Raw genomic sequence first — 20,933 nt, forward strand, 5'->3', positions numbered from 1 at the left:
ACTTGGATCGACCCTTGGCCTTAACTTTTTTTAAAATTTAGCCCAATTTAAAGCAACAGGCAAACTCAAAAGATACCCTAAAGACAGAAAGGGGACAAAGGGAAGTGCATGTTGTTTAGTGTATTTGACATAGATGAGTGCGGCTAGACTAGCGATAAATAAAATGCTAGCCAAAGTTTGATCGCCTAGTGTTATCCCTAAGACTAAAATAACAAAGGTATCACCATAACCAAGTTTTTTAGTCCAATTTGCCCACAAGAGTACACCTAATAAAACGACTTGAGTAAAAGAAAGTTGCAAGGGAGCAAGTGTTAGTAGGCCAATGGCACCCAATACCAATAGGTAAAGAGAAATAGTCGTATCTTGCCAATCTTCTAGACTCAAGCAGAGAAGCCAAAAACTCGTCAAAATGAAATTAGGCCAGATCTCCCATGGTAAAAAATAGCAGATACTGCCCAATAATAGACCAAAACCTAATTCGATGTAGGTGCTAAAGGGTGAGATCTTTTGGTGGCAAAAATGACAATGCCCTTTTTGTAAAACATAACCTAAAACAGGGATCAGTTGCCACCAAGTCAAGTTATGCTGGCAAGTTTCACAAAAAGAATGCGGGTGGAGCAATGAATAGTGGTATTTAGAGCGGTAAGCTAGGCAAGTCGCAAATGACCCCAGGCATAAACCTAAGATAATTATCAGTGTGATCAGCATATAATATCCCTCCTCACTTTATAGATACGCAAAACCTTTGAAAAAAATTGTGCATAATTTGAAAATATTATTTGACATCCCTTGTTTAAACGTGTTACTCTGTAAAAGGTGCTTTATGTGAACAGTTCTCTTGGGGATCAGCCCAAGATCGTGCTGGCTGTGAGCAAGTTAGCACACATTTAAACGACGTACATCGGGACGTTATTTTTTTATTTATAAAAAAGAAACTCCTGGATGTGTGTACTTAAAAATAATACATGAGACAAGGAAGGAGGAAGCTTTAGATATGCCTACAATTAACCAATTAGTTCGTAAGGGCCGTAAGTCTAAAGGTTCAAAATCTAATTCCCCAGCTTTAAACTTTGGGTATAACAGTTACAAGAAAGTACAAACAAACAATCCTGCTCCTCAAAAACGCGGGGTTGCAACTCGTGTCGGTACAATGACACCTAAGAAACCTAACTCTGCTTTACGTAAGTATGCTCGTGTTCGTTTGTCTAACTTGATCGAAGTTACAGCATACATCCCAGGTATCGGCCACAACTTGCAAGAACACAGTGTTGTGCTTATCCGTGGTGGTCGTGTAAAAGACTTACCAGGGGTTCGTTACCATATCGTTCGTGGTGCTTTAGATACAGCCGGTGTTGACGGTCGTATGCAAAGTCGCTCCAAGTATGGTGCTAAGAAACCTAAGAAATAATTAAACATAAATAACTAAAAAATACTTAATTACGAAGAAGTAGCTAGAATTTGAGGAGGTCATTTTAGATGCCAAGAAAAGGTGCCGTTGCAAAACGCGAAGTGCTCCCAGATCCAATTTACAACTCAAAATTGGTTACACGCTTGATCAACCGTTTGATGTTAGACGGTAAGCGCGGGACTGCATCAAAAATTTTATACGAATCTTTTGATATTATTAAGGAACAAACAGGTAATGATCCATTAGAAGTGTTCGAAGAAGCAATGAAGAACATCATGCCTGTTTTGGAAGTTAAAGCTCGCCGTGTTGGTGGTTCTAACTACCAAGTTCCGATCGAAGTTCGTCCAGAACGTCGTACAACATTAGGTTTGCGTTGGTTAGTTAACTACTCACGTTTACGTGGGGAACACACAATGCCAGAACGCTTAGCTAAAGAAATTATGGACGCTGCTAACAATACAGGTGCATCAGTTAAGAAGCGCGAAGATACACACAAGATGGCAGAAGCCAACCGCGCATTTGCACACTATCGCTGGTAATTTTAGGATGACTATTATATGATTTAGATAGGTAAATCTTATAGTAGTCATTTTTTTGAAAAAAGAACTACAATCTTTATTTTTGGAAGGAGAGAAATCTCAAATGGCAAACAAGCGTGAATTCCCATTGGAAAAAACACGTAACATCGGGATCGTTGCTCATATCGATGCTGGTAAAACAACAACGACTGAACGTATCTTGTATTATACAGGTAAGATCCACAAGATCGGTGAAACACACGATGGTGCTTCACAAATGGACTGGATGGAACAAGAACAAGAACGTGGTATCACGATCACATCTGCTGCTACAACAGCGCAATGGAAGGACAACCGGATCAACATCATCGACACCCCAGGACACGTTGACTTTACTGTCGAAGTAGAACGTTCATTACGTGTTCTTGACGGTGCGGTAGTTGTTTTGGATGCTCAATCTGGTGTAGAACCACAAACAGAAAACGTATGGCGTCAAGCTACAACATACGGTGTTCCACGTATCGTATTCATCAACAAGATGGACAAGATCGGTGCTAACTTTGACTACTCTGTAAGCACGATCAAGGACCGTTTGCAAGCAAACCCATTGCCAGTTCAAATGCCTATCGGTGCTGAAGATCAATTCGAAGGTGTTATCGACTTGGTTGAAATGCAAGCTGACCTTTACGATGAAGATGCTTCCGGTGCTAGCTGGGAAACTGTGCCAGTTCCAGAAGAATACTTAGAAGAAGCACAAACTCGCCGTGAAGAAATGATCGAAGCATTAGCTGATGTTAATGAAGACATCATGGAAAAATACCTTGGTGGGGAAGAAATCTCTAAAGAAGAGATCAAGAAAGCTATTCGTCAAGCTACACTTAGCTTAGATGTATACCCTGTTTTTGCTGGTTCTGCCTTCAAGAACAAAGGTGTTCAAATGATGCTTGATGGTGTTAATGATTACTTACCATCTCCATTAGATGTTAAGCCATATAACGCTACAAACCCAGATACAGACGAAGTTGTTGAACTTGTTGCTGATGATGACAAGCCATTTGCTGGTTTAGCATTTAAGATCGCAACTGACCCATTCGTTGGTCGTTTGACATTCTTCCGTGTTTACACAGGTACTTTAGAAGCTGGTTCATACGTCTTGAACGCTACAAAAGGCAAGCGTGAACGTGTAGGTCGTTTATTGCAAATGCACTCTAACCACCGTAACGAGATCGCTGAAGTATTCTCTGGTGATATTGCTGCTGCTATCGGTTTGAAGGACACAACAACAGGTGACTCCTTGACAGATCCTAAGCACCCATTGATCCTTGAATCCATGGAATTCCCAGAACCAGTTATCCAAGTTTCTGTGGAACCAAAATCCAAAGCTGACCAAGATAAGATGGACGTTGCTTTACAAAAACTTGCTGAAGAAGATCCTACATTCAAGGCTGAAACAAACCCAGAAACAGGCGAAACATTGATCGCTGGTATGGGTGAGTTGCACTTGGATATCATCGTTGATCGTATGAAGCGTGAATTCCACGTTGAAGCTACTGTTGGTGAACCACAAGTTGCTTACCGTGAAACATTTACAAAACAAGTACAATCACAAGGTAAGTTCGTTCGCCAATCTGGTGGTAAAGGTCAATACGGTGACGTTTGGATCGAATTTACACCAAACGAAGAAGGTAAAGGCTTCGAATTCGAAAATGCTATCGTCGGTGGTGTTGTTCCTCGTGAATACATCCCTTCAGTAGAACAAGGTTTGAAGGAAGCTATGCAAAATGGTGTCTTGGCTGGTTACCCATTGATCGACGTTAAGGCTAAGTTATATGATGGTAGCTACCACGATGTTGACTCCTCTGAAGCTGCATTTAAGGTTGCTGCATCACTTTCCTTGCGTAACGCTGCATCCAAGGCTGGCGCTGTAATTCTTGAACCTATCATGAAGGTTGAAGTTGTTGCTCCAGAAGATAACTTGGGTGACGTTATGGGTCACGTAACAGCTCGTCGTGGCCGTGTTGAAGGTATGGAAGCTCGCGGTAACGCACAAGTTGTTAACGCATTTGTTCCATTGTCCGAAATGTTCGGTTACGCAACAACATTGCGTTCTGCAACACAAGGTCGTGGTACATTTACAATGACAATGGATCACTACGAACCAGTGCCAAAGGCTATCCAAGAAGAAATCATCAAGAAAAACGGCGGCAACGCTTAATTATAATTGATGGTATAAGAAAAGACCGTTGGGGTTATCCCAGCGGTCTTTTTGTGATACATAAGATCAACTTTCTAAATAGGCGATCATTTTATCGAAGTTGTTCTCCATATCGGCAGTTCCTACTTGATAGAGTTCATCGAGTTTTTTGACGTTATGTTCTAAACGGCCAACTTTAACAGGTTTTTCTGGTGCTAAAACAAAGATCTTATTGTCTTTTTCTAACTGGTTCAAAGTTTCGACCGACTTATTGTAATTTTCTGGTCGTGCGATCGCAGCCTTGACAAAGTTAGGATAAGTTTTGAAATGGCGGTGATAGATCTTTTGTAAGGCAAAGCTAGTTGGTTTTTTGCGGTAATCTCGCATTCTAGTTCTGACGACCACGATTTTATCAAAACCAGCTTGTTGGGCTAGGTCATAAGGTATCGAATCAGCGATCCCGCCGTCTAGACATAATCCCTTGGCCGTTTGGACTGGTTTTGAGATAAAAGGCATAGAAGATGAAGCTTCTAAAGCATTTATAAATGGTTTACCTGGTTTTGGCTTGTTGAAAGTAACGGCTTTTCCACTTGTCAATTCAGTCGCTACGACCACAAAATTAGTTTCTGAGCGTTCGTATGCTTTTGCATCAAAGTTATGCCAAGTTGGTCCATGATCTGCGAATAAGAAATCAAGGTTGATGATGCTTTCTTTTTTGAGCACATTAGCCATTGAGATGTATTCTTTGTCATCACGGTATTTAGTATTGATATTGTAAGTTCGCTTGTATTGTTTGGAAACATAATTAGCACCACTCAAAGAGCCCGCTGAAACACCGATCACGGTTTTAAATTGAATATCTTTTTTTAGTAAGACATCAAGGATGCCCGAAGTGTAGAGTCCACGCATGGCGCCACCTTCAAGCACTAGTGCTGCATTATAGTACATAATTAATGACCTTCTCTCTTCTTGGTACAACCTAATTTTAAGAAGTTTAAGTTTTTTGTGCAAGGTAAAAGGAAAAATTTGAACTAAATGCTTAAAAATACTATAAATGATAAGAGGCTAAATAATAAGTAAAAGAAGATGTGTGCATATACAAGCAAAAACGACTTGACCGCAGAGCAATTCCACGATCAAGCCGCCTTATATTTGACAGATCCAGTGCCACTAGCATCTTTATTTTTAGTACACTTTTGCACCTAAAGAATTTTCGAAATGACGTAAAGCCCAATCATGCCCGATTTGGTCAAAGCTAGCCACGGCGTTTTTAGGGATCTCAAGGGCATAGTTTAAGTCGTAAGCATCCACGGCGGTATGCAAGACGCAAATGTCGGTGCAGACCCCAGTCAAACAGAGCGTATCGATCTTATGAGTACGTAAAAAGTTATCCAAGCCCGTATTTTGGAAGCTGGAATACCGATCTTTAGAGTATTGCCAGACCAATTCGTTAGCTTGATTATTTTGGTACCACTTTGCCAGTTTACCGTAAAGCTGGTGTCCCCAGGTTTTTTCTATATTATGTGGGGGGAATAATTTACTTTCAGGATGGTACTTATCATTTAACTGATGTGTGTCGGTCGGTAAGATAACATAGTCACCGTTAGCTAGATAGGTATCAGCTAATTTTAAGATAGGCTCTTCGATAGCTTGACCGGGCTCTTTACAAGAGAGTGTGCCGTTATCAGCGATAAAGTCGTTAGTGTAATCAATAATAAGTAGAGCTTTTTTCATGTTAAGATACCTCGAATATATTTTCTTACTATAATAGAAGAAAAGTGATCTAATTGTAAAGTAAAAAACAAATACCGCTTTCACGAAAATATTTTCAAAAAATACTTGATTTGTGTTTTTGTTTGTAATAATATAGAAAAGTACTTGTGCAAGGGACAAGTGCATAATTCAGTTGTTTTATATTTTAAATGAGCTATGATGTGAAAGGTTGCGACACACCCGGGAGCTTTGCCACAGGCGTGACGGGAATTTTCACGGAGCTAGTCTTATTTTTAAAATAGACGAGGGAGGTAACATAATGGCAAAACAAAAAATTCGTATTCGTTTGAAAGCATACGAACACCGCATTTTAGATCAATCCGCTGACAAGATCGTGGAAACAGCTAAGAGAACAGGTGCTCAAATTTCCGGTCCTATTCCGTTGCCAACGGAACGTACAATTTACACGGTTATTCGTTCACCACACAAATACAAAGATTCTCGTGAACAATTTGAAATGCGCACACATAAGCGTTTGATCGATATCGTAAATCCTACACCAAAGACAGTTGATTCATTGATGAAACTTGACTTACCATCTGGTGTTGATATCGAAATCAAATTATAATAAATTACATTAAACTATAAAAATTAATTGGAGGTGTACTCATGACCACTAAAGGAATCTTAGGCAAAAAAGTAGGTATGACACAAGTCTTCACTGAAAACGGCGAATTAGTTCCTGTAACAGTTGTTGAAGTTGGTTCTAACGTTGTATTACAAGTTAAAACAGTTGAAAACGACGGTTACGAAGCTGTTCAATTAGGTTTTGATGACCAACGTGAAGTGAATGCTAACAAACCTGCTAAGGGTCATGCAGCAAAAGCAAATACTGCTCCTAAGCGCTTCGTTCGTGAAATCCGCGATGTTGAGCTTGGAGAATACAAAGTCGGTGACGAAATCAAGGCAGACTTGTTCGAAGCAGGCGACATCGTAGACGTAACAGGTACGTCCAAGGGACATGGTTTCCAAGGTAACATCAAACGTTGGGGTCAAAGTCGTGGACCAATGGCTCACGGTTCCCGTTACCACCGTCGACCAGGTTCGATGGGTGTTATCATCAACCGTGTTATGAAAGGTAAGTTATTACCAGGACGTATGGGTGGCAAACGAGTTACGATCCAAAACTTGGAAATCGTTAAAGCTGATACAGAAAACGGCGTACTTTTGATCAAGGGTAACGTACCAGGCGCTAACAAGTCATTCGTTACAATTAAGAGTACAGTTAAATAATTAGAGGAAGGGAGGAAAAATACACATGCCTACAGTAGCATTATTTAATCAAGACGGTACACAAAACGGCGATGTTCAATTGAACGATGCAGTTTTTGGTATCGAACCAAATGAAAGTGTTGTTTTTGATGCTGTGATCATGCAACGTGCATCACTTCGTCAAGGTACACACGCAGTTAAGAACAGAAGTGCTGTTCGCGGTGGTGGTCGTAAGCCATGGCGTCAAAAGGGTACAGGTCGTGCTCGCCAAGGTTCTATCCGCTCACCACAATGGGTTGGTGGTGGTACCGTATTCGGTCCTACACCTCGCTCATATGCTTACAAGCTTCCACGTAAAGTGCGTCGCTTGGCTATCCGCTCCGTCCTTTCTCAAAAGGTATTGGACAATAGCTTGGTAGTTGTTGAAACATTGAACTTCGACGCTCCAAAGACAAAAGCATTTGCAGAAGTTTTGAACAACTTAGATGTTAAATCCAAAGTTTTAGTAGTTCTTGAAGATGACAACGAAAAAGCTGCATTAGCTGCACGTAACTTAGCTAACGTAACAGTTATCCCAGCTAAAGGCTTGAACGTATTAGACGTCGTAAACAGCGACAAGATGGTCATCACAAAAGGAGCTCTTTCTCAAGTAGAGGAGGTTCTTGCATAATGGAATCACGCGATGTAATCTTACGTCCTATCATCACAGAAGCTTCTATGAATGAAATGGACAACAAACGCTACACATTTGAAGTTGACTTACGTGCTAACAAGACACAAGTTAAAGATGCTGTTGAAGACATCTTTGAAGTTGAAGTTGCTAAAGTTAACATCATGAACGTTAAAGGTAAAAAGAAACGCATGGGTCGTTACGAAGGCTACACACGTAAGCGTCGTAAAGCTATCGTTACTTTGAAACCAGAATCAAAAGATATTCAATTATTCAACGAAGAATAAAATTTTAAATTAATCATAGGAGGGAAATATAGTGGGGATCAAAAAATTCAAACCAACCTCTAACGGTCGTCGTAATATGACTGGTTCAGATTTCGCTGAAATCACAAAAACAACCCCAGAAAAGTCCTTGCTTGCATCCAAGAGTAAGACAGCTGGTCGTAACTCTTACGGTCATATCACAGTTCGTCACCGTGGTGGTGGACACAAACGTCAATACCGTTTGATCGACTTCAAACGTATTAAAGACGATGTTCCTGCAACAGTTAAAGCAATCGAGTATGATCCAAACCGTTCTGCTAACATCGCATTAGTTGTTTATGCTGATGGTGTTAAATCATACATCCTTGCACCAAAAGGCCTTGAAGTTGGCCAAAAAATTCAATCCGGTAAAGATGCTGATATCAAAGTTGGTAACGCATTGCCATTGGAAAACATTCCAGTTGGTACAGTTATCCACAACATCGAATTAAAACCAGGTAAGGGTGGCCAATTGGTTCGTTCTGCTGGTACATCAGCTCAATTACTTGGTAAAGAAGGCAAGTATGCGATCGTTCGTTTGACTTCTGGTGAAGTTCGTATGATCTTAGTTACATGCCGTGCTACGATCGGTGCTGTTGGTAACGAACAACACGAACTTATCAACATCGGTAAAGCTGGTCGTTCCCGCTGGTTGGGCAAGCGTCCACAAAGCCGTGGTTCTGTAATGAACCCTAACGATCACCCACACGGTGGTGGTGAAGGTAAAGCTCCTGTTGGTCGTCCATCTCCAATGTCTCCATGGGGTAAGAAGACTACAGGTCTTAAGACTCGCTCTAAGAAAGCTAAGTCAAATAAATTTATCGTACGTAGTCGTAAAAAGAAATAATCTCCTAATCGCGTAAATTTTATGCGATTATTGTTCCGAAAGGAGGACATACTTTGAGTCGTAGTTTGAAAAAAGGACCTTTCGTCGACGAACACTTGATGAAAAAGGTCGAAGCACAAGCTGATCAAGAAAAGAAATCAGTGATCAAGACATGGTCACGTCGTTCCACGATTTTCCCTAGCTTTATTGGTTACACAATCGCAGTATATGATGGTCGTAAGCATGTGCCGGTTTATATCCAAGAAGATATGGTCGGTCATAAATTAGGTGAATTCGTGCCAACACGTACATTCCATGGTCATGCCGCAGACGATAAGAAGACAGGCAAGAAATAATAAGGGAGGATAAATCATGGCTGAACAAGTAACATCAGCAAAAGCAACTGCCAAGACAGTTCGAATCCCTGCACGTAAAGCACGTCTTGTGATCGATCTTATCCGTGGTAAGAACGTTGCTGAAGCATTCGGTATCTTGAAGTTCACACCAAGATCTGGTGCTTACTTAATCGAAAAAGTTTTGAAATCTGCTGTTGCAAACGCAGAAAACAACTTTGACTTAGATGTTGAAGATCTTTATGTAAGCGAAGCCTATGTTAACGAAGGACCAACTTTGAAGCGTTTCCGTCCTCGTGCAAAGGGTTCTGCTTCCCCAATCAACAAGCGTACAAGTCACATTACAGTTGTGGTATCTGTTAAATAAGGAGGGATAACGCGTGGGTCAAAAAGTAAATCCAACCGGGTTACGTGTCGGTATCATTCGTGACTGGGATGCAAAATGGTATGCTGAAAAAGATTTTGCTTCCAACTTACACGAAGACTTACACATCCGTGAATACATCGAAAAGAAATTAGCCGACGCTGCTGTCTCTACCGTAGAGATCGAACGTGCTGCAAAGCGTGTTAACATTTCTATCCATACTGCAAAACCAGGTATGGTCATCGGTAAAGGCGGTTCTGAAGTTGAAAAGCTTCGTAAAGAATTAAACAACTTGACAGGCAAGCGAGTACACATCAACATTGTGGAAATCAAGAAGCCTGACTTAGAAGCAAAATTAGTTGGTGAAAGCATTGCGCAACAATTGGAAAACCGTGTTGCTTTCCGTCGTGCAATGAAACAAGCTATCCAACGTACAATGCGTGCTGGCGCAAAAGGTATCAAGGTTCAAGTTGCTGGTCGTTTGAACGGTGCTGATATGTCCCGTATCGAACAATTCTCAGAAGGTACTGTTCCTTTGCATACATTACGTGCTGATATCGATTACGCATGGGTAGAAGCTACAACAACATACGGCCAATTGGGCGTTAAAGTTTGGATCTACCGTGGTGAAGTATTGCCAACAAAGAAAAATAACGGTAAAGGAGGGAAATAGTCTATGTTAGTACCAAAACGTGTAAAGCACCGTCGTGAATTCCGCGGTAAAATGCGTGGTGAAGCAAAAGGCGGTAAGGAAGTAACATTCGGCGAATTCGGTTTACAAGCTACTGATTCACATTGGATCACAAACCGTCAAATCGAAGCTGCTCGTATTGCTATGACTCGTTACATGAAGCGTGGTGGGAAAGTTTGGATCAAGATTTTCCCTCACAAGTCTTACACAGCTAAGGCTATTGGTGTTCGTATGGGTTCCGGTAAAGGTGCTCCAGAAGGCTGGGTAGCTCCTGTAAAACGTGGCAAGGTCATGTTTGAAATTGGTGGTGTTTCTGAAGAAGTTGCTCGTGAAGCATTGCGTTTAGCTTCCCACAAACTCCCAGTCAAGACTAAGTTTGTAAAACGTGAGGTAGGTGGCGAATCAAATGAAGATTAATGAAATTAATGAATTAACCACTGCTGAAATGCTCGAAAAAGAAAAGCAATTCAAAGAAGAATTATTTAACTTACGCTTCCAATTAGCTACCGGTCAATTAGAAAACACCGCACGCTTGAAAGAAGTTCGTAAAACGATCGCACGCATCAAGACTGCGTTGCGTCAACAAGAATTGAACAAATAAGAATACGAAAAGGAGGCTAATCGCGCATGAGTGAAGGTCGTAACCAACGCAAAGTCTATCAAGGACGTGTCGTTTCTGACAAAATGGAAAAAACAATCACTGTTGTTGTTGAAACTTACGTGAACGATAAAGTTTACGGTAAACGTGTTAAGTATTCTAAGAAATACAAGGCACATGATGAAAACAATGAAGCTAAAGTTGGCGATATTGTTAAGATCATGGAAACACGTCCGTTGTCAGCTACAAAACGTTTCCGTTTATTAGAAATCGTTGAAAAAGCAGTTATTATCTAATTTCCGATAACTAACAAAGCATTCGTATTCTGATCTATCTAATAGCGAAAGGAGGTCACATACTGTGATCCAACAAGAGAGTCGTTTGAAAGTCGCTGATAACTCCGGTGCCCGCGAAATCTTGGTTATCAAGATTTTGGGTGGTTCCCGTGTGAAGACTGCTAATATCGGTGACATTATTGTTGCTACTGTTAAACAAGCAACACCAGGTGGCGTTGTCAAAAAAGGCGATGTTGTCAAGGCTGTTGTTGTTCGTACAAAATCTGGTGCACACCGTGCTGACGGTTCATACATCAAGTTCGATGAAAATGCTGCTGTTATCATCGGTGATGACAAGTCACCTAAGGGTACACGTATTTTCGGACCTGTTGCACGTGAATTACGTGACGGAAACTTCATGAAGATCGTTTCCTTAGCACCTGAAGTATTATAATATCCGTCTATTTGGCAAGGAGGTGCGCAGAGAAAATGTTCATCAAGAGCAATGACAAAGTTAAAGTTATCGCTGGTAAGGACAAAGGTAAAGAAGGCGTTGTTATCAAGGCTTTCCCAGCAAATGATCGTGTGATCGTAAAAGGTGTAAACATCGTTAAGAAGCATCAAAAACCTAACAACGCAAACCCAAACGGTGGGATCGTTGAAATGGAAGCACCAATTCATGTTTCTAACGTTAAAAAAATCAGTGAATAGTCGAGAAAGGAGGATATTTTCTTCATGGTTAACCGTTTAAAAGAAAAATATACTAATGAAATCGTTCCATCCTTGATGGAAAAATTCAACTACTCATCAATCATGCAAGCACCTAAGGTTGATAAGATCGTTATCAACATGGGTGTTGGTGATGCTGTAAGCAATGCTAAAAATTTGGATGAAGCTGTGGAAGAACTTACGCTTATTTCTGGTCAAAAACCAGTTATTACCCGCGCTAAGAAATCTATCGCTGGCTTCCGTTTACGTGAAGGTATGGCAATCGGTGCCAAGGTTACCTTACGTGGACAACGTATGTACGAATTTTTGGACAAATTAGTTTCAGTTTCATTGCCTCGTGTGCGTGACTTCCATGGTGTAAGCAAGCGTGCATTTGATGGCCGCGGGAACTACACATTGGGCGTACGCGAACAATTGATCTTCCCTGAAATTGATTTTGATAATGTTAACAAGGTTCGTGGTATGGATATCGTTATCGTTACAACTGCTAACACAGACGAAGAATCCAAAGAACTTTTGACACAACTTGGAATGCCATTCGCTAAATAAGGGGGTTTCACATTGGCTAAAAAGTCACAAGTAGCAAAGAATAAGCGCCCAGCTAAGTTCTCAACACAAGAATACACACGTTGCGAACGTTGCGGTCGTCCTCATTCTGTATATCGTAAATTTAAGTTATGCCGTGTTTGCCTGCGAGAACTTGCTCATAAGGGTCAAATCCCTGGCATGAAAAAGGCTAGCTGGTAGTCCATATTAACAAGGAAAAGGAGGCAATAACATGGCAATGACAGATCCTATTGCAGACTTCTTGACACGTATTCGTAATGCTAACATGGTCAAGCATGAATCTGTAGAAGTTCCTGCTTCAAAAATGAAGAAAAACATCGCTGAAATCCTTAAGAACGAAGGATTTGTTCGTGATGTAGAATACATTGAAGATGACAAGCAAGGTATCATCCGTGTATTCTTGAAATACGGTAAAAACAACGAACGCGTTATCTCTGGTATTCGTCGTATCTCAAAACCAGGTTTACGCTCATACGTTAAAGCTGACGAAGTGCCTAAGGTTCTTAACGGTTTAGGTATCGCTATCGTGTCAACATCTGAAGGTGTTATGACAGATAAAGATGCTCGCGCTAAGAAAATCGGTGGCGAAGTAGTCGCTTACGTTTGGTAATATATAAAGTTCAAAAGGAGGTGTCCATCTCGTGAGTCGTATTGGTTATAAGGCAGTTGAATTGCCTGAAGGCGTTGAAGTAAAACAAGACGGAAACGTTGTGACTGTAAAAGGTCCTAAAGGTGAATTAACTCGTGAATTCTCTGATCTTATCAAGATCAACATCGATGGTAACGTTGCAACATTTGAACGTTCAAGCGATGACAAAAAAGCTAAAGCAATGCATGGTACAACCCGTGCTAACTTCCATAACATGGTCGTTGGTGTAACAGAAGGTTACAAGAAAGAACTTGAACTTCGTGGTGTTGGTTACCGTGCTCAAATGCAAGGTAAGAAGCTCGTGTTAAACGTGGGCTACTCTCACCCTGTTGAATTTGAAGAAGAAGATGGAATCAAATTTGAAACTCCATCAGCTACATCAATTATCGTTTCTGGTATCAACAAAGAAGATGTTGGCGATTGCGCAGCTCGCATTCGTGCAACTCGTGCACCAGAACCTTACAAGGGCAAAGGTATTCGTTACGTTGGCGAATATGTACGTCGTAAGGAAGGTAAGACTGGTAAATAATCTTGCAGCATGATCTGCTGTTAAATAAAACTAAGAGGTGAAAAAAGTGATTTCAAAACCAGATAAGAATAAGACGCGTCAAAAGCGCCATACACGTGTTCGTGGTAAGATCTCTGGTACTGCTGAGTGCCCACGCTTAAATGTTTATCGTTCAAACAAAAACATCTACGCTCAAGTTATTGATGACGTAGCGGGTGTGACGCTGGTCAGTGCCTCTACTTTAGACAGTGAAGTTAGCGCTGGTACAAAGACAGCTCAAGCAAGTGCTGTTGGTGAATTAGTTGCTAAACGTGCTGCAGACAAGGGTATCAAAGAAGTTGTATTTGACCGTGGCGGATACCTTTATCATGGTCGTGTGCAAGCTTTGGCTGAAGCTGCTCGCGAAAACGGCTTAGACTTTTAGGAAAAGGAGGAAATAACGTTTATGACTTTTATTGATCCAGCTCAATTAGATTTAGAAGATCGCGTTGTTGCGATCAACCGCATCACTAAAGTTGTTAAGGGTGGACGTCGTCTTCGCTTTGCTGCCTTAGTGATCGTCGGTGACCATAATGGCCACGTGGGCTTCGGTACAGGTAAAGCTCAAGAAGTTCCAGAAGCTATCCGTAAGGCTGTTGATGCTGCTCGTAAGAACTTAGTTAAAGTTCCAATGGTCGGAACAACACTTCCTCACGAAGTTCTCGGTCAATACAGCGGTAGTCGTATTTTACTTAAGCCAGCTGAAGCTGGTTCTGGGGTTGCTGCTGGCGGTGCTGTTCGTGCCGTTATGGAACTCGCCGGAGTTGCTGATGTTACAAGTAAATCATTAGGCTCCAACACACCAATCAACGTTGTTCGTGCAACAATGGATGGTTTAGCTAACATGAAGAGTGCTGAAGAAGTTGCTGCTTTACGTGGCGTTTCTGTTCAACACTTAGCAGAGTAATAAGGAGGACAAATTCATGGCTAACTTAAAAGTTACTTTAGTTCGTTCTGTCATCGGACGTCCTCAAAATCAACGCGAAATCGTTAAGGGCTTAGGCCTTGGACGTGTAAACAGCTCTGTTGTCGTTCCTGACAACGCTGCAATGCGCGGTGCTATTCGCAAGATCAATCATTTAGTGGACGTTGAATTGGCTAAATAATTATTATTTAGATAAATAAGGAGGTGCCAACCCTAATGAAATTACATGAATTAAAGCCAGCTGAAGGCTCACGCCAAGTACGTAACCGCGTAGGTCGTGGTACTTCATCCGGTAACGGTAAAACTGCAGGTCGTGGCCAAAAAGGTCAAAAGGCTCGTAGCAAAGTACGTTTGGGCTTTGAAGGTGGACAAATGCCATTGTTCCGTCGTATGCCAAAACGTGGTTTCAATAACATCAACCGTAAGGAATATGCTATTGTAAACTTAGAAACTTTAAACAAATTCGAAGACGGTGCAGAAGTAACACCAGCATTGATGGTGGAAGCTGGTATCGTTAAGAATGAAAAAGATGGTGTTAAAGTTTTAGGTAATGGTGAATTGAACAAGAAATTAACTGTTAAAGCTAATAAGTTCTCTGCCAGCGCTAAAGCAGCCATCGAAGCAGCAGGCGGTCAAGCAGAGGTGATGTAATACATGCTTAAGACACTAAAGTACGCCTTTGCTGTAAAAGAGATTCGCAATAAAATCTTATTTACCTTAGGTGTCTTGGTTGTATTTCGCTTAGGCACGTATATCACTGTCCCTGGGATCAACGCTAAAGCATTGAATAGTGTTGCGTCTTCAGGGTTAATTAGTATCTTGAACACTTTTAGCGGTGGCGGTTTGACTAACTATTCCATTTTAGCAATGGGTGTTTCTCCATATATTACCGCTCAGATCGTTGTTCAGTTATTACAAATGGACATTGTTCCACGATTTGTTGAATGGAGTAAACAAGGTGAAGTCGGACGGCGCAAGTTAAATCAGTGGACTAGATATCTGACCATTGTGCTCGCGTTTATACAATCAATCGGGATTACAGCTGGGTTCAACTATATGAGTAGTTTGAACTTGGTGAAAGATCCAAGTCCGCAAACATACATCAGTATCGGGTTGATCTTGACTGGTGGTACGATGTTTACGACTTGGTTAGGTGATATGATCACTGATCGTGGCATCGGCAATGGGATCTCAATGATCATTATGGCGGGGATCATCGCCCGTGTTCCAGATGGTATTCGTCAAGTATTTGTTGAAGAATTCCAAGGTGCCTCAGACTTGTGGCAACCGATCTTATATATTGTCATCTTATTATTAGCTATCTTGGCGATCGTTACCTTCGTGACCTATGTCCAACAAGCTAACTATAAGATTCCGATCCAATATACAAGACGCCTCGCTGGTGCTTCAGAGAGTTCATATTTACCATTGAAAGTGAACGTAGCTGGGGTTATTCCAGTTATCTTTGCTAGCTCATTTATCGCAACTCCGCAAACGATCTTGATGTTATTTACACAAAATCACTCGGAAGATAATTGGTACATCATTATGAGCAACTTGTTCAATATGCAAACTGTACCAGGTATGATCTTGTATACAGTCCTTATTGTTGTCTTCACGTTCTTTTATGCCTTTGTGCAAGTTAACCCTGAAAAATTGGCTGAGAACTTGCAAAAACAAGGAAGCTATATTCCTTCTGTTTGGCCAGGGCGGGAAACACAAAAGTATGTTTCAAGCTTATTGATGCGTTTGAGCTCAGTAGGTTCACTTTTCCTAGGGCTCGTTTCATTGATCCCATTAGTGGCTTCGGCTGTTTGGGGCTTGAATGAATCGATCGGTCTAGGTGGTACTAGTCTTTTGATCGTTGTAGGGGTAACTCTTGAAACAATGCGTCAATTGAATGGTATGATGATGAAACGTGAATATATCGGATTTATCAGAGAATAATGAACTGACATTGACAACAAGCAAAGTTGCTCAACTTTGCTTGTTGTTTTTTATATAGAGCATGGATGCATTTTAGCACAGGTAAGTCCTTATTTTTACGGCTATTTAGTGGTATAATCAATATGGACGTTTAAACCGAGCTAGGTATGACATACCTTGGTGATCACGATGTATTTGTGGTTATATAAAACGGGAAAGTTCAAAACGTAATCTTGAAGTATAAAGGAGCATTTTACAATGGCATTAAATCTTATGTTGATGGGTCTGCCAGGTGCGGGTAAGGGTACCCAAGCTGAAAAGATCGTGGACCAATATCACATTCCACACATTTCCACGGGGGATATCTTCCGTGCAGCAATGAAGAACAATACTCCAATGGGGATCGAGGCTAAAAGTTACATAGATAAGGGTGAACTTGTCCCTGATGAAGTAACGAACGGTATCGTTAAAGAACGTTTAGCCAAAGATGATGTTAATGATGGCTACATGCTTGATGGTTTCCCACGTAACATGGCACAAGCTGAAGCTTTAGAAACATTCGGGGCTCAATTAGGTAAACCATTGAACTGTGTGATCAACATTCATGTTGACCCAGAATCTTTGATGGAACGTTTGACAGGCCGTTATATCTGCCGTAACTGTGGCGCAACTTACCACAAGATCTTTAACCCAACTAAGGTCGAAGGTACTTGTGATCGTTGTGGTGAACACGAATTCTATCAACGTGAAGATGACAAACCTGAAACAGTTAAGAACCGGCTTGATGTTAATATCAAGATGAACACACCATTATTAGACTTCTACAAGAAACAAGGTATCTTGCATGAAGTTGATGGTAACCAAGATATCGACAAAGTTTTTGCTGATATCAAGGCTATTTTAGATCAAATCAACTAAAATCAAATAAAAAAGATACACCTGGATTGTCATTTTTTTAAAATAGTGCTTGCATCCAGCTTGACACTATGATATGATAATTTAGGTTTATCTTTTCAATAGGCTCAGTTTGCCATTTTGAGCAAACGGAACTTGCGGAAAAAGGTGGGACTCCATAAAAAGCTTCTCACATTTTTACGTGTAAAGTTTTAAAACCAATTTAAGGAGGTACTTTTGCGTGGCGAAAGATGATGTGATTGAAATTGAGGGTACGATCAAAGAAACGTTGCCAAATGCGATGTTCAAAGTTGAACTTGAAAATGGACATGAGATTTTAGCTCACGTTTCCGGTAAGATCCGCATGCATTATATTCGTATTTTACCAGGAGACAAGGTTACTGTTGAAATGTCCCCTTATGATTTGACTAAGGGTCGCATTACCTATCGCTTTAAATAGATTGTACTTCAAAAATATTTAGGAGGTATAATTCATGAAAGTAAGACCATCAGTTAAACCAATGTGCGAACATTGCAAAGTTATCAAACGCAAAGGTCGCGTTATGGTTATTTGCGATAATCCAAAGCACAAACAACGTCAAGGATAATAATTAATCAGGAGGTGTAATTGTAATGGCTCGTATTGCAGGTGTCGATTTACCACGCGACAAGCGTATCGTTATCGGCTTAACTTATATTTACGGAATCGGTAATACAACAGCTAAGAAGATCTTAGCTGAAGCAGGTGTTTCAGAAGACGTTCGCGTTCGCGATTTAACAGCAGATCAAGAAGACAAGATCCGTGCTGTTGTTGATAACTACAAGGTAGAAGGTGACCTTCGCCGTGAAGTTTCTTTAAACATCAAGCGTCTTTCCGAAATCGGCTCTTACCGTGGTCTACGTCATCGTCGTCATTTACCAGTTCGTGGTCAAAACACGAAGAACAATGCGCGTACACGTAAAGGCCCAGCAGTTTCAATTGCAGGTAAGAAGAAATAATTTAAATAATCTAAAAAGGAGGTTAGCTATTTCATGGCAGTTAAAAAGTCTCGTAAGCGCCGTGTAAAGAAGAATATCGAAAGCGGTGTTGCACATATTCATTCAACATTCAATAACACACTTGTTATGATCACAGACGTTCATGGTAACGCCGTAGCATGGTCATCAGCAGGTTCTTTAGGCTTCAAGGGTTCCCGTAAGTCTACTCCATTTGCTGCCCAAATGGCCGCTGAAGCAGCAGCTAAGGGTGCAATGGATCATGGCATGAAGACTGTTGAAGTTGCAGTTAAAGGTCCTGGTTCTGGTCGTGAAGCTGCTATTCGTGCGCTTCAAACAACAGGTCTTGAAGTTACATCTATCAAGGATGTTACACCAGTTCCTCATAACGGATGCCGTCCTCCAAAACGCCGTCGTGTTTAATGTGGATCAGTATTCATTTTGAGGATAGACTCATAATGTTTTCAACCAGATTACACGTAACGTTTTGAAAGGGGTAAAGATAAGAATGATCGAATTTGAAAAACCAAAAATTCATAAAATCGAAGAAGGTCAAGATTACGGTAAGTTCGTCGTTGAACCGCTTGAACGTGGTTATGGTACAACTTTAGGTAACTCTTTACGTCGTATCTTACTTTCTTCCTTACCAGGTGCAGCGATCACTGATGTTCAAATTGATGGTGTGTTACATGAATTCTCCACTGTAAAAGGTGTTTTAGAAGATGTGACAGCGATCATCTTGAACTTAAAGAAAGTCGCACTTAAACTTGATTCTGAAGATTCTCAAACTTTAGAATTTGATGTTGTTGGGCCAAAAGAAGTTACTGCCGGTGACATTCAAGGTAGCAGTGATGTAGAAATCCTCAACCCAGATCAATATATTTGTACTGTGGCTGATGGCGCTGTGTTCCATGCTAGAATGACTGCTAACAAGGGTCGAGGCTATGTTTCCGCAACGGAAAACAAGGCTAAGGCTGAAGATATGCCTATTGGCGTTTTACCAATCGACTCAATTTATACCCCGATCGAACGTGTCAACTACCAAGTAGAAAAAACACGTGTTGGTCAAAAAAATGATTATGATAAATTAACGTTAGACGTGTGGACAAATGGCTCGATCACACCAAGTGAAGCGATCAGCTTGTCCGCTAAGATCTTAACAGAGCATTTGACATTATTTGTTGATTTGACAGATGAAGCTAAGAATGCTGAGATCATGGTCGAAAAAGAAGAAACACATAAAGAAAAAATGCTTGAAATGACAATCGAAGAACTTGACTTGTCTGTACGTTCATACAACTGCTTGAAGCGTGCTGGTATCAATACTGTGCAAGCTTTGACTAACAAGTCTGAAGCAGACATGATGAAGGTACGTAACCTTGGTCGCAAGTCCTTGGAAGAAGTTAAGGCTAAATTGGCAGATCTTGGCTTGTCATTACGTCATGATGACTAATATAAAATTTAAGGGAGGGAACTGTTCATGGCTTACCGTAAATTAGGTCGCACAAGCGCACACCGTAAATCAATGTTACGCAACTTGACAACTGACTTGATCGTTAACGGTCGTATCGTTACAACAGAAACACGTGCTAAAGAAGTACGTAAGACTGCTGAAAAGATGATCACTTTGGGTAAAAAAGGTGATTTAGCTTCTCGTCGTCGTGCTGCTGCATTCATGATGGATGTTGTTGCAGACGTCAAAGAAGATGGCGATAAGGCAGTTGTTCAAACAGCATTACAAAAGTTGTTTGAAGAAGTTGCACCTCGTTTTGAAGGCCGTAACGGCGGTTACACACGTATCATCAAGATGAACGAACGCCGCGGCGATGCAGCTAAGATGGCTGTTCTTGAATTGGTCGACTAATTTTTATTAATTATTAGCGACGAATATAACTAGTGTCACTTTTATAGCGATAACTGGGCGTTACGATGTTGGGTAAAACCGAGTCTAGTCCTAAGTAGCAGATATTGGATCTGTGAAACCTTCGTTATAAAAAGTGATTTTTTTATTATTTTCATTTAGACTGATCTTCGGGTAGGATCGATTTATTTAAGGGTGCTCTTTGGAGTGCTCTTTTTATTTTGCTAAAAATAATAATGTTTGTTAACTTAATTTGCTTATTTACCGAAATAATTAGAGCGCAATGTTTTAAATCGTTTTTTTGGATTAATAAAAATTTAATATTGGATTATAGAATAAATAACGTAAAGGGTAGACGAAGGCAAAAGCTGCTTTCTAACAAGCAAAAATTTAAGACCAAGAAGTTAAGTGTTGGCGCAGCCTCTGTTTTAGTTGGGACGATCTTTGCAACTTATCTGGTAGACAAGTTCTTAGCTGATAACTCCAACAAGTGCTGAAAACGTAAGAAAGAACAATTAAATTTGTTAGAACTTACTTATTAATTATCAGGCGTAAAAAAATGTGCAACAATGAGCTTTTTGTCTGAGATAAAATAATTGCATTTGAAAAAAGAAAGCGGTAACGTCAACAGTGAAAGGAGTTAAATAAAAAA

35 protein-coding genes and 1 pseudogene are annotated in these 20,933 nt (G+C 40.7%); 33 read left to right on the top strand and 3 right to left on the bottom strand.

The genetic code is table 11. The annotated features are described in order from the left end of the window. Positions 1-30 precede the first annotated feature (30 nt). Positions 31-708, bottom strand: a complete 678-nt coding sequence (locus LMU01S_RS02535) for a prepilin peptidase (protein ID WP_056959058.1) — start codon at positions 706-708, stop codon at positions 31-33. A gap of 286 nt (positions 709-994) precedes the next feature. Between LMU01S_RS02535 and rpsL the strand changes: the two genes are divergently transcribed. From rpsL to fusA, 3 genes are all read left to right on the top strand, one after another. Then, entirely contained in the window at positions 995-1,408 is a 414-nt protein-coding gene (gene rpsL / locus LMU01S_RS02540) for a 30S ribosomal protein S12 (RefSeq protein ID WP_004050336.1), read from the top strand. Between the two features lie 68 nt (positions 1,409-1,476). Next, positions 1,477-1,947, top strand: coding sequence for a 30S ribosomal protein S7 (rpsG, locus tag LMU01S_RS02545; RefSeq protein ID WP_004050334.1), 471 nt, complete (start codon positions 1,477-1,479; stop codon positions 1,945-1,947). Positions 1,948-2,050: 103 nt separating this feature from the next. Next, a complete protein-coding gene (gene fusA / locus LMU01S_RS02550) occupies positions 2,051-4,141 on the top strand; it encodes an elongation factor G (RefSeq protein ID WP_056959057.1) in 2,091 nt (696 codons plus the stop codon). A gap of 66 nt (positions 4,142-4,207) precedes the next feature. Here fusA and LMU01S_RS02555 read toward each other — a convergent pair whose 3' ends face one another. Further along, the gene (locus tag LMU01S_RS02555) at positions 4,208-5,068 is read right to left on the bottom strand and encodes a patatin-like phospholipase family protein (RefSeq protein ID WP_056959056.1); all 861 of its coding nucleotides are present in this window, start codon (positions 5,066-5,068) and stop codon (positions 4,208-4,210) included. A gap of 237 nt (positions 5,069-5,305) precedes the next feature. Continuing rightward, entirely contained in the window at positions 5,306-5,854 is a 549-nt protein-coding gene (locus tag LMU01S_RS02560) for a cysteine hydrolase family protein (RefSeq protein ID WP_056959055.1), read from the bottom strand. Positions 5,855-6,152: 298 nt separating this feature from the next. On the opposite strand from LMU01S_RS02560, the gene rpsJ reads away from it, so the two are divergent. From rpsJ to LMU01S_RS10790, 30 genes and pseudogenes are all read left to right on the top strand, one after another. Further along, a complete protein-coding gene (gene rpsJ, locus LMU01S_RS02565; protein ID WP_025086710.1) occupies positions 6,153-6,461 on the top strand; it encodes a 30S ribosomal protein S10 in 309 nt (102 codons plus the stop codon). A 41-nt stretch (positions 6,462-6,502) separates the two neighbouring features. Next, entirely contained in the window at positions 6,503-7,126 is a 624-nt protein-coding gene (gene rplC, locus LMU01S_RS02570; protein WP_004050322.1) for a 50S ribosomal protein L3, read from the top strand. A gap of 25 nt (positions 7,127-7,151) precedes the next feature. Further along, positions 7,152-7,775 (top strand): 50S ribosomal protein L4, encoded by a 624-nt coding sequence (gene rplD, locus LMU01S_RS02575; protein ID WP_010688178.1) that lies wholly within the window; start codon positions 7,152-7,154, stop codon positions 7,773-7,775. After that, the gene (rplW, locus tag LMU01S_RS02580; RefSeq protein WP_004050317.1) at positions 7,775-8,062 is read left to right on the top strand and encodes a 50S ribosomal protein L23; all 288 of its coding nucleotides are present in this window, start codon (positions 7,775-7,777) and stop codon (positions 8,060-8,062) included. The genes rplD and rplW overlap by 1 nt, the downstream gene beginning before the upstream one ends. Positions 8,063-8,093: 31 nt before the next feature. After that, positions 8,094-8,927, top strand: a complete 834-nt coding sequence (gene rplB, locus LMU01S_RS02585; RefSeq protein ID WP_004050315.1) for a 50S ribosomal protein L2 — start codon at positions 8,094-8,096, stop codon at positions 8,925-8,927. Positions 8,928-8,980: 53 nt separating this feature from the next. Next, a complete protein-coding gene (rpsS, locus tag LMU01S_RS02590) occupies positions 8,981-9,262 on the top strand; it encodes a 30S ribosomal protein S19 (protein ID WP_004050313.1) in 282 nt (93 codons plus the stop codon). 16 nt (positions 9,263-9,278) lie between these two features. Continuing rightward, on the top strand, positions 9,279-9,626 hold the full coding sequence (gene rplV / locus LMU01S_RS02595) for a 50S ribosomal protein L22 (RefSeq protein WP_004050311.1): 348 nt from the start codon (positions 9,279-9,281) through the stop codon (positions 9,624-9,626). 13 nt (positions 9,627-9,639) lie between these two features. Next, positions 9,640-10,296, top strand: coding sequence for a 30S ribosomal protein S3 (gene rpsC / locus LMU01S_RS02600; RefSeq protein ID WP_004050300.1), 657 nt, complete (start codon positions 9,640-9,642; stop codon positions 10,294-10,296). A 3-nt stretch (positions 10,297-10,299) separates the two neighbouring features. Next, entirely contained in the window at positions 10,300-10,731 is a 432-nt protein-coding gene (gene rplP, locus LMU01S_RS02605) for a 50S ribosomal protein L16 (protein ID WP_004050298.1), read from the top strand. Beyond that, positions 10,721-10,915 carry a 50S ribosomal protein L29 gene (gene rpmC / locus LMU01S_RS02610; RefSeq protein ID WP_004050297.1) on the top strand — a complete coding sequence of 65 codons (195 nt, stop codon included), beginning with the start codon at positions 10,721-10,723 and terminating at the stop codon, positions 10,913-10,915. The genes rplP and rpmC overlap by 11 nt, the downstream gene beginning before the upstream one ends. A gap of 26 nt (positions 10,916-10,941) precedes the next feature. Beyond that, positions 10,942-11,208, top strand: coding sequence for a 30S ribosomal protein S17 (gene rpsQ, locus LMU01S_RS02615; RefSeq protein ID WP_004050295.1), 267 nt, complete (start codon positions 10,942-10,944; stop codon positions 11,206-11,208). A 64-nt stretch (positions 11,209-11,272) separates the two neighbouring features. Then, a complete protein-coding gene (gene rplN / locus LMU01S_RS02620; RefSeq protein WP_004050293.1) occupies positions 11,273-11,641 on the top strand; it encodes a 50S ribosomal protein L14 in 369 nt (122 codons plus the stop codon). Between the two features lie 35 nt (positions 11,642-11,676). Continuing rightward, a pseudogene (gene rplX / locus LMU01S_RS02625) lies at positions 11,677-11,889 on the top strand (50S ribosomal protein L24); the annotation flags it as partial. A 33-nt stretch (positions 11,890-11,922) separates the two neighbouring features. Next, the gene (rplE, locus tag LMU01S_RS02630; RefSeq protein WP_004050289.1) at positions 11,923-12,465 is read left to right on the top strand and encodes a 50S ribosomal protein L5; all 543 of its coding nucleotides are present in this window, start codon (positions 11,923-11,925) and stop codon (positions 12,463-12,465) included. Positions 12,466-12,477: 12 nt separating this feature from the next. Then, positions 12,478-12,663: a type Z 30S ribosomal protein S14 gene (locus LMU01S_RS10225; RefSeq protein ID WP_004050287.1), complete on the top strand. Its 186-nt coding sequence runs from the start codon at positions 12,478-12,480 to the stop codon at positions 12,661-12,663. A 31-nt stretch (positions 12,664-12,694) separates the two neighbouring features. After that, entirely contained in the window at positions 12,695-13,093 is a 399-nt protein-coding gene (gene rpsH / locus LMU01S_RS02635; protein WP_010688175.1) for a 30S ribosomal protein S8, read from the top strand. A gap of 31 nt (positions 13,094-13,124) precedes the next feature. Continuing rightward, on the top strand, positions 13,125-13,661 hold the full coding sequence (gene rplF / locus LMU01S_RS02640) for a 50S ribosomal protein L6 (protein ID WP_010688174.1): 537 nt from the start codon (positions 13,125-13,127) through the stop codon (positions 13,659-13,661). 37 nt (positions 13,662-13,698) lie between these two features. Then, complete coding sequence (rplR, locus tag LMU01S_RS02645) at positions 13,699-14,064, top strand: 50S ribosomal protein L18 (RefSeq protein ID WP_029507270.1); 366 nt, start codon at positions 13,699-13,701, stop codon at positions 14,062-14,064. A gap of 21 nt (positions 14,065-14,085) precedes the next feature. Next, positions 14,086-14,586 (top strand): 30S ribosomal protein S5, encoded by a 501-nt coding sequence (gene rpsE, locus LMU01S_RS02650; RefSeq protein WP_004050282.1) that lies wholly within the window; start codon positions 14,086-14,088, stop codon positions 14,584-14,586. 16 nt (positions 14,587-14,602) lie between these two features. Then, positions 14,603-14,785, top strand: coding sequence for a 50S ribosomal protein L30 (gene rpmD, locus LMU01S_RS02655; protein WP_004050281.1), 183 nt, complete (start codon positions 14,603-14,605; stop codon positions 14,783-14,785). A gap of 35 nt (positions 14,786-14,820) precedes the next feature. Then, positions 14,821-15,255 carry a 50S ribosomal protein L15 gene (rplO, locus tag LMU01S_RS02660; RefSeq protein WP_004050280.1) on the top strand — a complete coding sequence of 145 codons (435 nt, stop codon included), beginning with the start codon at positions 14,821-14,823 and terminating at the stop codon, positions 15,253-15,255. A gap of 3 nt (positions 15,256-15,258) precedes the next feature. After that, positions 15,259-16,551 carry a preprotein translocase subunit SecY gene (gene secY / locus LMU01S_RS02665; protein WP_056959054.1) on the top strand — a complete coding sequence of 431 codons (1,293 nt, stop codon included), beginning with the start codon at positions 15,259-15,261 and terminating at the stop codon, positions 16,549-16,551. 237 nt (positions 16,552-16,788) lie between these two features. Next, positions 16,789-17,448, top strand: coding sequence for an adenylate kinase (locus LMU01S_RS02670; protein WP_056959053.1), 660 nt, complete (start codon positions 16,789-16,791; stop codon positions 17,446-17,448). Between the two features lie 217 nt (positions 17,449-17,665). Then, on the top strand, positions 17,666-17,884 hold the full coding sequence (infA, locus tag LMU01S_RS02675; RefSeq protein ID WP_003689399.1) for a translation initiation factor IF-1: 219 nt from the start codon (positions 17,666-17,668) through the stop codon (positions 17,882-17,884). A 34-nt stretch (positions 17,885-17,918) separates the two neighbouring features. After that, on the top strand, positions 17,919-18,032 hold the full coding sequence (gene rpmJ / locus LMU01S_RS02680) for a 50S ribosomal protein L36 (protein ID WP_003696792.1): 114 nt from the start codon (positions 17,919-17,921) through the stop codon (positions 18,030-18,032). Between the two features lie 25 nt (positions 18,033-18,057). Further along, positions 18,058-18,423 (top strand): 30S ribosomal protein S13, encoded by a 366-nt coding sequence (gene rpsM / locus LMU01S_RS02685; RefSeq protein ID WP_004050267.1) that lies wholly within the window; start codon positions 18,058-18,060, stop codon positions 18,421-18,423. A 33-nt stretch (positions 18,424-18,456) separates the two neighbouring features. Next, positions 18,457-18,843 (top strand): 30S ribosomal protein S11, encoded by a 387-nt coding sequence (rpsK, locus tag LMU01S_RS02690; RefSeq protein WP_004050265.1) that lies wholly within the window; start codon positions 18,457-18,459, stop codon positions 18,841-18,843. Positions 18,844-18,928: 85 nt separating this feature from the next. Continuing rightward, positions 18,929-19,873, top strand: coding sequence for a DNA-directed RNA polymerase subunit alpha (locus tag LMU01S_RS02695; RefSeq protein WP_010688171.1), 945 nt, complete (start codon positions 18,929-18,931; stop codon positions 19,871-19,873). A gap of 27 nt (positions 19,874-19,900) precedes the next feature. Beyond that, complete coding sequence (gene rplQ / locus LMU01S_RS02700; RefSeq protein WP_004050261.1) at positions 19,901-20,284, top strand: 50S ribosomal protein L17; 384 nt, start codon at positions 19,901-19,903, stop codon at positions 20,282-20,284. A gap of 233 nt (positions 20,285-20,517) precedes the next feature. Then, positions 20,518-20,778 carry a YSIRK-type signal peptide-containing protein gene (locus LMU01S_RS10790; protein ID WP_225354587.1) on the top strand — a complete coding sequence of 87 codons (261 nt, stop codon included), beginning with the start codon at positions 20,518-20,520 and terminating at the stop codon, positions 20,776-20,778. Positions 20,779-20,933 lie beyond the last annotated feature (155 nt).

The organism is Ligilactobacillus murinus DSM 20452 = NBRC 14221 (assembly GCF_001591685.1).
GTDB lineage: Bacteria > Bacillota > Bacilli > Lactobacillales > Lactobacillaceae > Ligilactobacillus > Ligilactobacillus murinus.

Coding starts and splice junctions, on each gene's coding strand:
- LMU01S_RS02535 (WP_056959058.1), bottom strand. CDS start 708: ATGCTGATCACACTGATAATTATCTTAGGTTTATGCCTGGGGTCATTT.
- rpsL (WP_004050336.1), top strand. CDS start 995: ATGCCTACAATTAACCAATTAGTTCGTAAGGGCCGTAAGTCTAAAGGT.
- rpsG (WP_004050334.1), top strand. CDS start 1,477: ATGCCAAGAAAAGGTGCCGTTGCAAAACGCGAAGTGCTCCCAGATCCA.
- fusA (WP_056959057.1), top strand. CDS start 2,051: ATGGCAAACAAGCGTGAATTCCCATTGGAAAAAACACGTAACATCGGG.
- LMU01S_RS02555 (WP_056959056.1), bottom strand. CDS start 5,068: ATGTACTATAATGCAGCACTAGTGCTTGAAGGTGGCGCCATGCGTGGA.
- LMU01S_RS02560 (WP_056959055.1), bottom strand. CDS start 5,854: ATGAAAAAAGCTCTACTTATTATTGATTACACTAACGACTTTATCGCT.
- rpsJ (WP_025086710.1), top strand. CDS start 6,153: ATGGCAAAACAAAAAATTCGTATTCGTTTGAAAGCATACGAACACCGC.
- rplC (WP_004050322.1), top strand. CDS start 6,503: ATGACCACTAAAGGAATCTTAGGCAAAAAAGTAGGTATGACACAAGTC.
- rplD (WP_010688178.1), top strand. CDS start 7,152: ATGCCTACAGTAGCATTATTTAATCAAGACGGTACACAAAACGGCGAT.
- rplW (WP_004050317.1), top strand. CDS start 7,775: ATGGAATCACGCGATGTAATCTTACGTCCTATCATCACAGAAGCTTCT.
- rplV (WP_004050311.1), top strand. CDS start 9,279: ATGGCTGAACAAGTAACATCAGCAAAAGCAACTGCCAAGACAGTTCGA.
- rplP (WP_004050298.1), top strand. CDS start 10,300: ATGTTAGTACCAAAACGTGTAAAGCACCGTCGTGAATTCCGCGGTAAA.
- rpmC (WP_004050297.1), top strand. CDS start 10,721: ATGAAGATTAATGAAATTAATGAATTAACCACTGCTGAAATGCTCGAA.
- rpsQ (WP_004050295.1), top strand. CDS start 10,942: ATGAGTGAAGGTCGTAACCAACGCAAAGTCTATCAAGGACGTGTCGTT.
- rplE (WP_004050289.1), top strand. CDS start 11,923: ATGGTTAACCGTTTAAAAGAAAAATATACTAATGAAATCGTTCCATCC.
- rpsH (WP_010688175.1), top strand. CDS start 12,695: ATGGCAATGACAGATCCTATTGCAGACTTCTTGACACGTATTCGTAAT.
- rpsE (WP_004050282.1), top strand. CDS start 14,086: ATGACTTTTATTGATCCAGCTCAATTAGATTTAGAAGATCGCGTTGTT.
- rpmD (WP_004050281.1), top strand. CDS start 14,603: ATGGCTAACTTAAAAGTTACTTTAGTTCGTTCTGTCATCGGACGTCCT.
- rplO (WP_004050280.1), top strand. CDS start 14,821: ATGAAATTACATGAATTAAAGCCAGCTGAAGGCTCACGCCAAGTACGT.
- secY (WP_056959054.1), top strand. CDS start 15,259: ATGCTTAAGACACTAAAGTACGCCTTTGCTGTAAAAGAGATTCGCAAT.
- LMU01S_RS02670 (WP_056959053.1), top strand. CDS start 16,789: ATGGCATTAAATCTTATGTTGATGGGTCTGCCAGGTGCGGGTAAGGGT.
- rpmJ (WP_003696792.1), top strand. CDS start 17,919: ATGAAAGTAAGACCATCAGTTAAACCAATGTGCGAACATTGCAAAGTT.
- rpsM (WP_004050267.1), top strand. CDS start 18,058: ATGGCTCGTATTGCAGGTGTCGATTTACCACGCGACAAGCGTATCGTT.
- rpsK (WP_004050265.1), top strand. CDS start 18,457: ATGGCAGTTAAAAAGTCTCGTAAGCGCCGTGTAAAGAAGAATATCGAA.
- LMU01S_RS02695 (WP_010688171.1), top strand. CDS start 18,929: ATGATCGAATTTGAAAAACCAAAAATTCATAAAATCGAAGAAGGTCAA.
- rplQ (WP_004050261.1), top strand. CDS start 19,901: ATGGCTTACCGTAAATTAGGTCGCACAAGCGCACACCGTAAATCAATG.
- LMU01S_RS10790 (WP_225354587.1), top strand. CDS start 20,518: ATGTTTGTTAACTTAATTTGCTTATTTACCGAAATAATTAGAGCGCAA.